Raw genomic sequence first — 14,537 nt, forward strand, 5'->3', positions numbered from 1 at the left:
ATCAAGATTGTGGGAATTCACGGTCTTCGAGGATGAGTCAGTTTTGGATTGAATCGGCATCAATCGGGTGCGTAGGCGTCCGCCACACAATCACGAAGTTCCTTTGGCGTCGTCCACGTGTACGCACGGTCCACGCGCTCCATCGAGAGGAGATAGTGTGCGAACATCCCGTCGTAGGCCGCGTACTGTTCCTCCTCAGTCTCGTAAGTTCGATAGAAGGCCCACGTCCGTTTTCGATAGGTCGGCTGATCGATGTAACCCGCTTCCCACGCGTGCCCGCCTTGGGAATGTTCGTACACCCCCACGATATGGTCCGCATAGCTGACCAGTAGCTTGAATTTCGACGTGAAGAACTCCGAGATGTCCAGAATATCGTCCATCAGGAACGCGTCGACCCCATCATCGGAGTTCGAAGCTGCGGCATCGATCGCGAGTTGGTCGCGAACAGCCTCCAATCGTGGCCGCTCCTCCTCATCGTAGGAACCGAGAACAAAGTAGGACGTGTTGTTAATGAATCGTCCGAGGTCCTCGTGCATCGCGGTCTGGATCGCCTCGACCCGTTCGGGTGTGAGCGTCTCGCCCGGCTGTTCACCCAATTTATCGATGACTGCACGGGTAGCGTCGTCGTTGTTCATACTGGGCCTCATTCACCACCGCCACCTAACGGCACGGAAATACGACTGGAAGTGGAATACGCAATCACTTTGGGCATCAATTCGAGTTTCACCGAAATGGTTATCCGATCGGGAGAGAAACACAGAGACACAATGTCCCGGCCCGACGCCACCCCGCTCACGCCAGCCGAGAGTTCGGCCGGACTCGATCCGATCGCAGCGTTTAGTGTCCTCGACGACACGACCCGTGCGAATATCATCGGGACAATCGTCGGTCATCCGAAAGGCGCGCCCTCGAAGAAGGAACTCGAATACTACAATCCGAGTATCGCAGCGTCGACGCTCACCGACCACCTCATCCGGCTGGAAGAAGTGGGACTGATCGAGGCCATCGAACAGGATCGTGAGGGGCTCGAACGGGGTCAGCCGTACCGGTTCTTTCAGTTGACCGACGCCGCCCGCGAGCTGTTCGACCGAAACAACCTCTTTGAGCCCGATGCGTACCGAGAACTGTTCGCCGAAGTCGAGAAAACAGACGAAATCACGGCCGCCGAGGGTGTCGAGCGACCGAACGGACGAAACTGAAACCCACCTAAGGCGTACGTTCTGCCGGTCAGAGAACTCGACGTCTGGGATATTCCAGAAGCGGAACCAGCGCAGAGCCGACGCGAGAGATCAGCTCGATTTTGATTCAGAACAGACGAATCGAACAGAAGGCACGCATCAATTCCATCCTCCGAGGCTGTGACCCTCTCAACGTTGAAGCGGTCTTAACCAATACCTACCGGTTCCCATCACTAGATGTTGGTTAACGAGAGCGGATCGCCTATCACCGAGCGGTCGGAATCGGTAGGTATGGTCGGAACCTTTCGCTGGTGCTGACGAAGACACAACTGAGATCCAAGCTGAAATCGAAGAACTGGAGCAGCGTATCACCGAGCTCACCAGTTGTGACCTCGGTCCGCTCGGCACTAACCCCCAGTCGCTACGACGCAGTTGCGGTGTGAGTCGTCATTGGTCTCGTCGTCGCTATCAGTCACTTCCTTCGTGTCGGCAAACCTGACTGGGCCGTGTTCAAATGAGTATACGTGCTACCGTAGTTCCATCTGGATAATCCTGGAATAGTATATAGATTGAACAGTTTGTAGACCCCCAAAAAAGAGCTATTTAGGAGGGTTGTGTCGAAAATCACTGTGTGTAAAAAAGAAAACAAACATGATGAGGTACCTCCGGAATCCGGTGAACCAACAAATCCGGATGCACCACCTGATGCGGAAGAAGCGGACTCCACACCAAAATCTGATGCTGACGAGACCTCCGCTAGTGCTTCACTCAGCGGGGAGATCGATGCTGACGAAGCGGAAGACTTCATCGAACAGATCGAATCCGAACAAGAATATATTCAGATCACCCCCGTGCGTGAGGAGGTGAACTCAGAGACGGTCAAGCGAGAACTCTACGGACTCCACCGATACGGAAACGGGCGCAAGCTCCCACTCGATATGGAACTCCATATCGCCGGCATTGAACCCGTCTCAAACTTCGAGTTCATCATCTACAAACCGGAGGATGAAGCTCAATTCAAGTTCTTCATCGGACCCGGCGACCGCGGTGAAGTCACCTGCGACCGACTCGAAAGCACCACACGATCGCAGTATCCAGAGAACTTCGAGTTCGGACGGGAAAGCTTCGACATCACGAACGTCTTCGATGAGGTCCCCGAGATGGTGCGGTGGGAGGGCGTCGAGGAGAAACGACGAGACTGGATGACGACGCTCTCGTCATTCGACAACGAAGCGATCGAACGCTCGCCACTCTCCAATCTCCTCGAAACCATCATCCAATCAGACGGCGCGGTCCTCTTTCAAGCGGTTTTCGAGCCACGCGCAGACTGGTCTCCGAAGGCCGAACGCCAGAAAGGAAACCTCAAACAGGGCGTCCACACGACCGGCGGACTTGTCCTTCGGACAGTTCTCGACGGCGTCCTCGGCGTCTCTGATGAAGAGCGACAGGAGCGCCACCGGAGTGATACACCGAACGAGATTGGCGGCTCAATCCACGACTCACAGACTGCGGGCTACCGCTCAGGCACGGGACGGATGGGTCAGATCGACCTGAAAGATCCATCTCACACATACAACGTCACGCTCCGAGCGGCCACATCAGACACCGAGTGTGCCCGAAATCTTCAGGATTCACTCAACCATCTCAGTGGGAAGTTCTACTCAATCGAAGGGAACTACCTCGGTACGAACGAACCTGAGTACAAGCGGATGCTCAGCCACGGGATCACCTACCCGAACGGGCTGGAGTCCTGGTCGCGACAAAAACCGATCCTCGTCTGTAACATTGACGAGCTCTCAAACTTCATCACGGTCCCGTCAATCGACACGCTGCCGAAAGCGAGTCGAGGTGGGACCGGGGGGAGACCGACAGCGCAGTCCCCGCTCACCTCGCCAAACGAGGAAGTATTCAAGGAGTTCTCGACCGGCATGACGATCGGTCATGCCGTCACCGCACTCCGAGATAACTCCGACGAGCCGGACAAGATCAGTACCATCCAGAGCAAAAATGAGTGGTGGGACCACCTCGCGAAGCGGGATGCGCTCTCACTGTCAGCAGATCATCTCACCCAGCACTACATCCGCGCAGCAACGACTGGGAGCGGGAAAACGGTCGCGACAATCAACGACATGCTCACCACACACCACAATCTCGAGGGGCCGACAATCCTCATCGATCCCAAGGACGGCGAGATGTGTGAGAACTATCTGCGGTGTCACCGGACATTGTTCGGCAACCTCGCAGACGTCGAATACATCCAGATTCCAGAAGCGGAGGGCAAGGTTCCAGGGATGCCATTCTTCGACCTACGGCCGCTCACAGAGGGTGCGGGACGGACCCGAGAGACAGCCAAACAGGACATCATCGACCATTATTTTCAGTTACTCAGATTCGTCCTCGGGAAGAAGACAGTCGAACAAGCGTTCGTCGCGAACGAAATCCTCACCAACCTAATCAAGGCGCTGTTCGACCGCGAACACGGGAAAGATTACTTCTCGATCGGTGAGCTCATGGAGGCCGCACAGGTCTTCCAGAAGTACGGCAAGCAAGTCGAAGATCTCGACGAGGACTACGAAACCGTCCTCAAAGCCATCCCGCAAACGGTCGACACGCAGGTGAAGTCCATCCTCGAGTCGCACCTTGAGAAGGACGCGCGCCAGTTCATGAACACGACTGACGCGGTCCTCAACCGGATCCGAAAGCTGAAAGAGCGCGACTTCATCTGGGATATGCTGTCGTACACGGTCGATGACGAGTACTGGAACGACAACACAAACTGGTACAACAAAGAGCAGATTCCGATGCTCGACATGAAGAGCATCCTCAACTCGAACAAGGTCGTCCTCATCGACACGGGAAGTCTGCGCGGGGCCAGCAGCGAAGTCTTCACCGTCCTGTTCTTGTCTCATCTGTGGACTTCGGCGCAGTCAATCTGGACGCCAGACGATGATGAATACATCACGAACGTCATCATCGAGGAGTCTGCGAACATCGCTCGCAACGAAATCGTCTACCGAGAACTCCTCCCGAAGGGGCGTGAGTTCAACCTCTCGCTCGGGCTCATCATGCAGTATCCCGAGCAGGTACTCGGAGATAATCCACAGGACAACCGGCGGGCGTACAAAGAAATCCTCAACAACATCAACACGAAGATCATCGGCAACGTCGCGACGGACGACCTCTTAGCCGAGTCGCTGTTCCATGAAGATCTCGAAAACGACGAGATCAAAGACCGTATCGCGGGGCTCCGACGCGGAGAATGGCTCGTCCAACTCCCGTCGACAGGCTTCCACAAACAGAAGCCAGAGATACTCACACTCCGTCCGCTTCCCATCCCGCCAGGGCATAACGCAGGGTCGTTCAACGTCAGCTCGCGGGGTGAACAAGTCCGTGAACGAAGCCGAGACCGACACTGCGTCAACCGCCAGCACGAAGCGATCGACATGGACAGCGGCGTGAAGACCGGTCCTGGTGCGGACGAAGACGAAGACTCGGACAGTGATGGAGACAATCCTGAAGACTCTGAGGAGTTCACAGGCGATCATGAATCCTTCCTCCGGATGGTCTTCGACGCACTCACAGACGGGGTGACTGGCTACCACATCAAGGACACAATGAACGTCCTTCCGTACAGCGAGACGGCACCCGATCTCATCGAGTGGGGCTTCCTCGAGAAGTTCGAACTCGGTAACAGACAGGCGTACTACTGGCCGACAGACGAAGCAAACGTCGTCGTCGACAAGAATCTCGCGCCACGAGACGGTGGTGAGTACGGTCGGGAAAGCCCGGAACACCGGGTCGGCGTCAGGCTCATCGACGCATACTACGACGGGCTCGGCTACGAAACATACATGTACTACACCCCCGAGGGCAGCGAACTCAAATTCGATCTCTACGTCGAGGCGACAGAGGAATCCCCCGACGATCGAGACAAAGTCATCGAAGTTGAGCTGTCTCCGGAGAAGCGACGACACGTCGTAGACGACTTCTTCAAACTCCGAGACGCAGATGCCGACGCCATCTGGGTCGTCAAAGATGTCGACGGGATGCGAAAGCTGCTGTCGTCGCTCACTGGTCAGCTCGGGTATATTGAGGCACGAGAATCAGACAACTTCGAAAAGATCAGCGACGAACTTGACGCAGAAGGCGCGCAGAAAATCTTCAGCATCAACAAACTCAGAAAGGACCTGGGAGACGACTAACAACCACCTCAGCAATATCTCGCGGTTGTCTCAGCAATATCTCGCGGTTGTCTCAGCAATATCTCGCGGTTGTCTCAGCAATATCTCGCGGTTGTCTCAGCAAGACCATCTAGAACAACAATCTGAGGCCATAGAATTGTTTTCACCCACACCCTGAGAAGCTTCATCCATCACTAATACAACGAACTCTCATCTGGCAGAGACCAATACAAACTAACGAAGAAAGGCGACCCAGATTGTATCGTGTGCGGATACCGCCCACGCGACAGGACCACCGAGCGTCAATTCTCAGACCCAGATACACAAACGAAACCGCCCCATATATAATAAATAAAACAATAGCTGGATAGAGAATCTAATTAATGACAAGACGGGACCGCGAAAGTACCCCCTCCTCATTAAACCCTTAATGACACGACGGAGGGCGATATTAGGAAGATTATCATTAACCAATTTCTTGATGATCCAGGAGCCCGACCCAATCTCATCAAAGATGTAATGACAAGACAGCACCGTGAACTCAGGGGGTGTTCATGAAATCAGTAATGACACGACGGAGGCCGAATACAGGCATATCGTAATGAAACAGAGAATCCCACTCACAAACACATTGACACTTTCGAAAACAAGGGTTAATGACTAGACGGGAGCGGGTTAGGAGCATATTTTCATTAATCCTATAATGACCAGACGGCGGGCAGATTTGACGCTTTTGTAATGAGCACCCTCGAATCCAAAAACACAGCTAATAATGACATGACGGGAAGCGGGTTGGGGTACTTTGTAATGAATATTGTTTGTTTGTTGACAAACGCAATAATGACAAGAGGGGAAGCTTATAGAGGTGTTTCTTCATTAACTAACCCTATCCGATAATCCCGCTGGTTGGGTTCTGAGGGCCTGAGAGAGCTTTAGAGATGTTCTAATATATCTCTCAACCTCTCCGGTTAGGTTCCGCGAATTCACAATGTTAGGGGCTTAGAGAGCAAAATGACCAGAAGGTCGACCGCGTGGCGAGGAGACGGGGCGGAGCCAGGAGAAGAAGAGAGATCAGAAAAATCGAGCGAGATATCGCAGAACGCATATCAGAAATCAGATACTGGATTAGCAAGGGAGAGACGAGTCGGTCAGAAGTCGAGATAGACGACGATCGGGAGGGTGGCCCGTCCGGACAGAGTGGCTATCGCAACCAAGCGAGTAGACGTCCCGGTGGGCACACCCACGGAGGAACGACGATCGACGCCCGGCAGAGACAGTCGCGTCAACACAGCCACTCACTTTCAGTATGGGGACAGGCAGAGACAACGAGCCACGGGCGGGGCAGATACAACCAGGCGGGCAGCGATGACCGTCTCCACAGTCCGGCTGGGTATCACGTGAGGACACTCGCTGCTGGGAGAGTCGTGACTAGTCCCTAGTGCTATAGATGATGTCTACTGATTATCAATCCTTGTTACTCACCAGACACATTGATTACCCACTACGCGAGAGACATCGCGATGCCGACGAAAATCTCCGGCTACGTAGCCGACGAATTAGCGGACCTCATCGATGAGATTGCAGACTACCACGACATCCCCAAAACACGAGCACATGAACTCCTCCTTCGAGAAGGAGTGAACAACCGCCACCAGCGGATCAAGATGGAGCAGATCAACATCAAGGTCGAGCGGGTGCTTCGAGAGATAGATGTCAACACGGATGGCGAGTTCGGCGAGGAGATCGAAGCGCAGAGCGAGAAGATCGGGAACATGCCCCTGCCCGAAGGAACGACTGGGGTCGACCTCGTCACACCACATCCGTACTTCGGCGGAGATGGCTGGTACCACGACCCAGAAGATCACCCCTACAATCAGTAAGTAGAACTGACGGCCGACGGGTCGCGACACACAGGTTCCGGTAGGGCTGTTCACTCCATTTTGTCTTGTCTCTCATTGACCACACCATTTTGCGAGTGCTCTGGGTCGATTACATTATTCATGGACCCCCCACACCGGTTTTCCAGTGTTCTTCCAAGCTTTATGGGTCCAACCCGCGTAGTCACACGTGGGATGTTCACATGAAACTCGCATTGATCGGGGTCGGACAGGCGGGTGGGAAGGTGGTCGACGAGTTCCTGGTCTACGACGCACGGACAGGCGCAGATATCGTTCGTGGAGCGATCGCCGTCAACACGGCGAAAGCAGATCTCCAGGGAATCGACCACCTCCCGACAGACCGCCGGATTCTGATCGGGCAGTCGCGAGTGAAGGGACACGGCGTGGGCGCAGACAACGAACTGGGTGCAGAAGTGGCCGAGGAGGATATCGACGAGATCCAAGGAGCACTCGACTCAGTGCCAGTCCACGAGATCGATGCGTTCCTTATCGTTGCGGGGCTTGGTGGCGGGACGGGCTCAGGCGGGGCACCCGTGATTGCCAAGAACCTCAAGCGGATCTACACCGAACCTGTGTACGGGCTCGGCATTCTGCCCGGCAGTGACGAGGGTGGGATCTACACGCTGAACGCCGCTCGATCGCTCAAGACGTTCGTCGACGAGGTGGACAACCTCATGTTGTTTGACAACGACGCTTGGCGCAGCTCGGGTGAATCCGTTGGCGAAGGGTTCGACGCGATCAACGAGGAGCTCGTCCAGCGGTTCGGCGTGCTCTTCAGTGCGGGCGAGATAACCGAGGGAAGCGATGTCGCTGAAAGCGTGGTTGACTCTTCGGAGATCATCAATACGCTCAAAGGGGGCGGGATCTCTTCGCTAGGCTACGCCGACGTCGAGGTAGACGAGCCAGAGCGGAAGGGATTGCTCTCGCGACTCCGTGGCAATACAGATAACGGGATCGACAGTACAGAAGCGACCAACCGAATCACGAGTCTCGTCCGGAAAGCAACACTCGGTCGACTCACGCTGCCCTGTGAGGTGAGCGGGACAGAGCGAGCGCTGCTTGTGGTTGCCGGCCCACCAGAGTATCTCAATCGGAAGGGAATCGAGCACGGTCGCAAGTGGCTCGAAGAACAGACCGGATCGATGGAGGTCCGTGGTGGTGACTATCCACGACGTGGGGAAGGGACGGTCGCAGCGCTCGTGCTGCTCGGCGGCGTGACGAACGTCCCGAGAGTGAAAGAGCTCCAGCAAGTCGCAATCGAAGCACAACAGAATCTCGGGGAGATCACTGACGAGAGCGAGGACCGTTTCTCGGAGCTGATGGATAGCGACGAGGAGTTGGAGTCGCTGTTTTGAGATCGTGGTGGTCTATTTGTCGTATCGATCTTCGAGGTCGTCGAGTGCTCGCCAGAACTGCGTGTTGTTAATCTCTGACTCTGTCGATGCCCGGGTTTCCAAAACACCCGCGTACGTCTCGAAGTCCTCGGGACTGGGATCGGTCGCCAAGACACAGTCGATGTATCCATCGAGAGCTGTCTGGAGAGTCTGTGCGTAGTGGTCGTAGGACCCGTCGATCCAATTAAAATTCTCATCGACTTCCTCGAACACTGCCCGATAGACGGTCGCAGCGGCGAGGTATCGATCGCGCTCACGGTACTGTTCGGCAATATCGAAGAATCGGGAGAAGTCGATCGCTTCGAACACGACCGGGTCGGCGTGTTGCTCGAACAAGTGGCTAATTTCCTCGCGGTACTCATTGACCGATTTGTGTTCGTCACCGAACTGCGCGAGAAACTGTTCTCGGACCGTACTGTGAGTGGCAAGAATCCCGTGGACGAACGCACGCAGCTCTTCGACAGGGACGTCCGCAAGGAGAGCCTCGATACGCTCACTCTCATCTTTTGGCGGGTCGCCTGCGATAGCGAGGAGCACCGCGACGACGTGTTTGCAGTCGCCATGGCCGTCGTATGGACAGGCACACTGAGTCTCGAGAGTTCGGCCACCGAATTTGATAGTCACGTCGTATGGGTTCGATCCGCTGACAACGGCCGACACGAGATCGTCGAACCGGTCGAGCTGCTGGATCCGTCCCTCCCTGCGATAGGTTTGCCCCCGCTCAAACACGGGATCGGTACATCGGTCCTGGATGGTTTCTGTATCAACATTCATGCGGAGCCCTTCCGAAATCACTCTACTGGGACCTCGGTACTCTCGTCACACTTGTGGCCGCCACCCCTCAAAAGCGTCTCTCTTGAGGTCTTCCACAGTTACGAGCACGAACGAATACTTGAGTGAGGATATCGTGGAAACTTATTGGAGACCTCCACCACTTGCCGGTGTTCGACCACCGTTGGTGAGCCCGCCTGCTGGACCCGCTGTGCCATTTGGAAGATGACTGAGTCTGTTACTACATTTGGGCAGTCAACTGTTTCTCACGGCGCTGTCAGGGGCCTTGTGGTCGAGGAGCTGTCAACACCCCACCTCGACCATGTCAAATTCGAGTCGCTACGCTTGTGTGTCGGCTCGAGATTCAGGCCTGACTCACTTGGCCTACTCCGTCTATGAGTAGAATGAGAAGGTCCGCTGTAGTGACGGATTGTTTTTACCCACCGGTGGTGGATGGAGCGTAGTTTAAGAGGTGATTAAGAACACAAGGTGATTCTGACTGTAGAGGCCCTCAAATGGCCAAATAACCGACCCCCCAGTTTGTGATACTCTTATAAAAGTTACAAGCAGTTCTCCACAACTCACGCACGACATGCACGATTCCTGACGGAACCCTCCGGCGCTTGGACGCCGGAGGAGTCGTGCTGCCACCCAATGACAGCAACCAACCCAAACAGGGTCAGGAGTGATAACTCTGGTTTCCAGAGTACCTCATTCGATACTGACCCACTGACACACCGCGTCGAACAGTCCAGTTCTCAAATCCCGCCGAACCGTCGCCAGCGAAACGCCGGTCGAACAATCATCGTGGGGTCGGTCTAAGTGACCGAAGCCACCGACGATCCGACCGCTTCTGCCATCCCGATGGATCCAGACCGTGCGTTCAACGCGATCGCAAACAGTCGTCGCCGGCGCGTCTTGCTCTCACTCTCACAGTCGCATGGAGCAACTACCGCAGGTGATCTGGCCGTCGAAATCGCTGCCATCGAGAATGCGATCGACCCCAGTAGAATCGGGAGCAACGAACGCACCTCAGTCTACATCTCGCTGACTCAAGCGCATCTCGAGAAACTCGATCAGAGCGGTGCCATCGCGTATGATGACCGTTCAAAAACGGTGACGCCGACGGACGCTACCGAGCCGCTTGCAGAATACATCCGCCGACTCCAGACTGCGTGTTACAAGCCAGATTCGGAGGAATCCCGATGACCGAGTATCACCCAGAAATGGAGACGCTCAGAGACATCGACACGAGTTTTCACCGGCTGTTCGAGACAGTCAACGACTCTGAGGCGCCTTCCATGCCGGGAGATGACCCACTCTCCACACTACGGCGGGCACGGGCACAAATCGACGCCGCACTGTTCGCGTATCGTCGCCGAACTGAGGACGCTACACTCGCTGATGACGGGGCGTGTCTGCTCCAGTGGGACCCACCGAGTGCTCCGCCTCGCCGCCTCCGGTTCGAGCCCGACAGCACTGGCGAGACGTGGACCCGTCGCGAATGGGAGTGGACTGGCGCTGAGTGGCGTCCCTGTGGGAGTGACCGCCTCGACAACGTCGAGATACGTGCTCCAGCAGCGGCGCGGTACCCAGAGCCAGTCGATCCCACACCGATCGAAACGATGCTCGAGTGGACCCGCGACAGTTGGGCTCGTCCGGATCCGCCTGCGCTCGTGTTCGCGAAGACGGCCACCACCGAGCAGGGCGTGGTCGTTTCCGTCGACGGCGAGCTACGCTACCGCGAGCGCGATAGCCCACAGTGGTATCCTGCGACGACAGACGAGTTCTACCACCACCTTCGCACTCACGGACAGCCAACGCTCCTACCGCTCTCAGAAACCGCACTGACTCGCCACGACTTCACTCCCAGCCCGCTCTCTCAATGACGGACGAAACATTCTCGCTTCCACCGGGATTCGATCGTGGACTCACCCAGCTTATCGACGCGATCGAGACGCTCCGGGACGCTCTCTCAGACGAGGAGACACTTACGACCGTCCAAGCTGTCACCACACGGCGGCGGTTGTTCCTCGCGCTTTACGCGCTCAAAGCGATCCGTCGACAGCTTGCGGATACAGAGCATCGCCCGTCCCAAGGCGATCATGAGGTGGTGACGTGGGATGGCCCTGCTCAGGCACTGTATCATATCGAACTACGTCTCGATCGGCTGCTTGAGGATCTCTCCATTCAGGGGTACGACCACTCCTCACAAGAGTATTCGATCGAGCAAACACTCGAAACGATTCGAGACCACATCGTCATTCTTCAGGACGCACTTTCTGAGGGGTCGACGGACAACTCCACGCTGCTTGAGAAACTCTCCAGTCACCGATCTGTCTATGCAGACGTGGCTGGGCGTGGGGTTGGCGATGGGCGATGGCTTGAGTATCAACTCCAGCGCGCGTTGATGCGGTGGGGGTATCGAGCAGCGACGCGCCAGCACCTGTTCGGTCTCGAGGTCGACGTCGTCGCCAACCGGAAGCCAAAACAACAGCAGCCGACTGATTGGATTGTCGCTCAGTGTAAAGACTGGACAAGCGACACGATCACGCCATCGACGATCTTCCGGCTGTGTACGATAGCGTTTGCCTGTCGGGCAATGCCGGTCCTCTGTCATACAACCGAGCTCACACCGAAGGCTGAGAAACTCGCCCGTCACTTCGAAGTTCGGGTCCTCGATCTGCGGGATCTTGAACGAGGTGCGCTTCCTGCACCCCAAGTGTACAGCCTGTCGGCTGAACTCAACGAATGGCCTCCAGAGTATGGGGTACGTGACGATCGGGGGAGTCTCCCCTTGATGTTCTACGGAGAGCCTGGCAAACGCTTCAGCTACGTCCCTGGCTTTACTCCCGTGGGGATGGATTACGACTACGGCCCGATCGATACCAACCGAGACGACGATACGCATCCCGCAGCTGGGCACTAAATCCCTGACTCATTCGTCTTTAGTTAATACTCACAGGAATACCAAATAACCGTGTTTCGACGGTGGATCCCGTCGTAACATGCCCGCTGCGAAGCAAAATACGGTTTTCAAATCGTGTGAATCGTCTGTTCTCAGTAGCAAGAGCGACTCAGTCGATATTTTCTACCGTCTAATACTATGAGAAATGAGATTGAATCAAAATATAACCACCAGTCTTAGCTAAAGACGAATGGGTTGTGCGTGCATACTCGATCGTTCGGACAGAGAGGCTAAAAAGACAGAGCGTGACAACCAGCACACCTCTCGTCGATATCCAACAGACCCCCTGTTTCCGCATAATCGAAGGCTCCACATGCCACGACGACACACAGCCGGGGACACACCCCTCGTTTCCGCATTATTCACCCAGTGATTTGGAGGACCTCAACAGCGGTCCTCCACGAGTATTATACTTAAACGGAGTCTATACGCCAGTACCGGATCGTCTAATAGTGCTGTTTTTTGGTGTCTCCAGTCTACAACACAACAACAACAATACATTAAACAAAAGATATATAATTATACGGAAAGAGCGAGGTGAGATTATCGGGGAGGGTGTGATTCGGCTTCGAGACAGACGCTCTGGTATCCCCACACCCAGTAGCGAGTATTATGCGGAAACGAGGTGTGGGTGTGGTATATAAAACCCGACTTATGAGGAAGTTCGAGAAAATGCGGAAGGAGGGGTTTTATAAATGAATGTGTGTATGATACTCGTAACATAGAGCCCCATGTCGCTGTTTGAAACCGACACTAACGTCTTCGAGAACGAGCGCGCGTTGATGGAAGAGTGGGTTCCTGATCGCCTCCCGGAGCGCGAGCCCGAATTGGAAGAGATCGCAAAGAGCTTTCGGACAACTATCCGCTCTGGGATCGAACCGAAGAACGTCCTCATCTCCGGGAAGACCGGGCAGGGGAAGACCGTCACCGCCCGTGTTGTGTTGAAGGAACTTCACAACTACTGCCAAGAGAAAGATATCGACCTCCGGACGTTTGAGGTGTCGCTGAAAGACGTGAACACCGCCTACCAGTCCGTCGGGAAAATTCTCACCGAGATCGAGCCCGAAACGACAGAGCGACCGAAGGGGCTTTCGCTCACCGATCTCAACGAGCGGATGTTCCGCCGACTTGATGAAATCGGTGGGTACATCGTATTCTTCCTCGACGAAATCGACAACCTCGGGTCTGACGACGACCTGTTGTACCAGCTCCCACGGGCGCGGTCGAACGGGAAGATCACGAACGCGCACCTATCGATTATCGGTATCTCGAATGACCTCCAGTTCAAACAGGATCTATCCGCAAAAACGAAGGACAGCCTCTATGAGAACGAGGTTCACTTCGATCCATACGACGCCGACGAGCTTCGGTCTATTCTGTACGACCGTGTCGAAACCGCGTTCAAACCCGGTGCAGTCGATGACGGCGTTGTCGGGCTGGCTGCCGCGTGGACAGCAAAAGATACTGGCTCTGCGAGACAGGCTATTCGACTCCTGCATGAAGCCGGGGATATTGCTTGCGTTGAGGGAAGCGATATCGTTACTGAGGCGCACCTCGACAACGCCCGAGACGAACTGGAGGAAGTGAATATCGTCAACAAGCTCAAGGACTTGACGATCAACGATCAGGCGCTCTTGATGGCGCTGGCGATACTCGAATCCCGTGGAGACACGCCGGCACGGACGAAAGAGGTCTATTCGGAGTACAAACGCGTCGCTGACGCGATCGGGACGAACCAACTCACGTCGCGGAGTATTCGTGACAAGCTCACGAACCTCGATACATACAATCTGGCGATGACCCACAAGCGGAAGGGCGGCGTGCAGGGCGGGGATTACTACCTCTCAGAACTACGCGTGAACCTCGATTCGCTATTGGAAGGATTCGAGCACGTCGAGGACTTTGACGGGATCGTGCAAGACGTGGATACATTCAGTCGACAGAGTACCCTGTCGTAGGACTCAACTTTCTCGCGGGTGGCCTGTTCGTTGCTGGTTGCCTCGTTCGGTACCTCTCGAAGGAACGGGGGCATATCCATCATCTTTCAATCATTTGGTCGTGTCACAAAGTCCTCTAGAGTTCAGTAGCAACTGGCTCCCGTGAGGAACGGGTTGCCTCTGGTGTCCAACCTACGAGGCAACCCATGC

At 55.3% G+C, this 14,537-nt stretch carries 10 protein-coding genes; 8 read left to right on the forward strand and 2 right to left on the reverse strand.

Features of this window, described 5'->3' with window-relative positions; genetic code table 11:
* Positions 1 to 59 precede the first annotated feature (59 nt).
* Positions 60 to 635 (reverse strand): DUF8170 family protein, encoded by a 576-nt coding sequence (locus ACFQEU_RS00290; protein ID WP_379778102.1) that lies wholly within the window; start codon positions 633 to 635, stop codon positions 60 to 62.
* A gap of 132 nt (positions 636 to 767) precedes the next feature.
* On the opposite strand from ACFQEU_RS00290, the gene ACFQEU_RS00295 reads away from it, so the two are divergent.
* The 4 genes from ACFQEU_RS00295 (at position 768) to ACFQEU_RS00310 (ending at position 8,612) form a co-directional block, all read left to right on the forward strand.
* The gene (locus ACFQEU_RS00295) at positions 768 to 1,199 is read left to right on the forward strand and encodes a helix-turn-helix domain-containing protein (RefSeq protein ID WP_050022831.1); all 432 of its coding nucleotides are present in this window, start codon (positions 768 to 770) and stop codon (positions 1,197 to 1,199) included.
* Positions 1,200 to 1,807: 608 nt separating this feature from the next.
* Positions 1,808 to 5,380, forward strand: a complete 3,573-nt coding sequence (locus ACFQEU_RS00300; RefSeq protein ID WP_379778104.1) for an ATP-binding protein — start codon at positions 1,808 to 1,810, stop codon at positions 5,378 to 5,380.
* 1,499 nt (positions 5,381 to 6,879) lie between these two features.
* Complete coding sequence (locus ACFQEU_RS00305) at positions 6,880 to 7,239, forward strand: hypothetical protein (RefSeq protein WP_379778106.1); 360 nt, start codon at positions 6,880 to 6,882, stop codon at positions 7,237 to 7,239.
* Between the two features lie 200 nt (positions 7,240 to 7,439).
* A complete protein-coding gene (locus ACFQEU_RS00310) occupies positions 7,440 to 8,612 on the forward strand; it encodes a tubulin/FtsZ family protein (RefSeq protein WP_379778108.1) in 1,173 nt (390 codons plus the stop codon).
* Between the two features lie 12 nt (positions 8,613 to 8,624).
* On the opposite strand, the gene ACFQEU_RS00315 is transcribed toward ACFQEU_RS00310, so the two are convergent.
* Positions 8,625 to 9,425 carry an SWIM zinc finger family protein gene (locus tag ACFQEU_RS00315; RefSeq protein WP_379778110.1) on the reverse strand — a complete coding sequence of 267 codons (801 nt, stop codon included), beginning with the start codon at positions 9,423 to 9,425 and terminating at the stop codon, positions 8,625 to 8,627.
* Between the two features lie 861 nt (positions 9,426 to 10,286).
* Between ACFQEU_RS00315 and ACFQEU_RS00320 the strand changes: the two genes are divergently transcribed.
* From ACFQEU_RS00320 to ACFQEU_RS00335, 4 genes are all read left to right on the forward strand, one after another.
* Positions 10,287 to 10,631 carry a DUF7344 domain-containing protein gene (locus ACFQEU_RS00320; RefSeq protein WP_379778122.1) on the forward strand — a complete coding sequence of 115 codons (345 nt, stop codon included), beginning with the start codon at positions 10,287 to 10,289 and terminating at the stop codon, positions 10,629 to 10,631.
* Positions 10,628 to 11,311, forward strand: coding sequence for a hypothetical protein (locus ACFQEU_RS00325; RefSeq protein ID WP_379778112.1), 684 nt, complete (start codon positions 10,628 to 10,630; stop codon positions 11,309 to 11,311). Before ACFQEU_RS00320 ends, ACFQEU_RS00325 begins: the two co-directional genes overlap by 4 nt.
* Positions 11,308 to 12,351 carry a hypothetical protein gene (locus ACFQEU_RS00330; RefSeq protein WP_379778114.1) on the forward strand — a complete coding sequence of 348 codons (1,044 nt, stop codon included), beginning with the start codon at positions 11,308 to 11,310 and terminating at the stop codon, positions 12,349 to 12,351. Before ACFQEU_RS00325 ends, ACFQEU_RS00330 begins: the two co-directional genes overlap by 4 nt.
* Positions 12,352 to 13,121: 770 nt before the next feature.
* Positions 13,122 to 14,348 carry a Cdc6/Cdc18 family protein gene (locus tag ACFQEU_RS00335; protein WP_379778116.1) on the forward strand — a complete coding sequence of 409 codons (1,227 nt, stop codon included), beginning with the start codon at positions 13,122 to 13,124 and terminating at the stop codon, positions 14,346 to 14,348.
* Positions 14,349 to 14,537 lie beyond the last annotated feature (189 nt).

This window comes from Halorubrum tibetense (assembly GCF_042661865.1).
In the GTDB taxonomy this organism is placed as follows: Archaea; Halobacteriota; Halobacteria; order Halobacteriales; family Haloferacaceae; genus Halorubrum; species Halorubrum tibetense.

Coding starts and splice junctions, on each gene's coding strand:
- ACFQEU_RS00290 (WP_379778102.1), bottom strand. CDS start 635: ATGAACAACGACGACGCTACCCGTGCAGTCATCGATAAATTGGGTGAA.
- ACFQEU_RS00295 (WP_050022831.1), top strand. CDS start 768: ATGTCCCGGCCCGACGCCACCCCGCTCACGCCAGCCGAGAGTTCGGCC.
- ACFQEU_RS00305 (WP_379778106.1), top strand. CDS start 6,880: ATGCCGACGAAAATCTCCGGCTACGTAGCCGACGAATTAGCGGACCTC.
- ACFQEU_RS00310 (WP_379778108.1), top strand. CDS start 7,440: ATGAAACTCGCATTGATCGGGGTCGGACAGGCGGGTGGGAAGGTGGTC.
- ACFQEU_RS00315 (WP_379778110.1), bottom strand. CDS start 9,425: ATGAATGTTGATACAGAAACCATCCAGGACCGATGTACCGATCCCGTG.
- ACFQEU_RS00320 (WP_379778122.1), top strand. CDS start 10,287: ATGGATCCAGACCGTGCGTTCAACGCGATCGCAAACAGTCGTCGCCGG.
- ACFQEU_RS00325 (WP_379778112.1), top strand. CDS start 10,628: ATGACCGAGTATCACCCAGAAATGGAGACGCTCAGAGACATCGACACG.
- ACFQEU_RS00330 (WP_379778114.1), top strand. CDS start 11,308: ATGACGGACGAAACATTCTCGCTTCCACCGGGATTCGATCGTGGACTC.
- ACFQEU_RS00335 (WP_379778116.1), top strand. CDS start 13,122: ATGTCGCTGTTTGAAACCGACACTAACGTCTTCGAGAACGAGCGCGCG.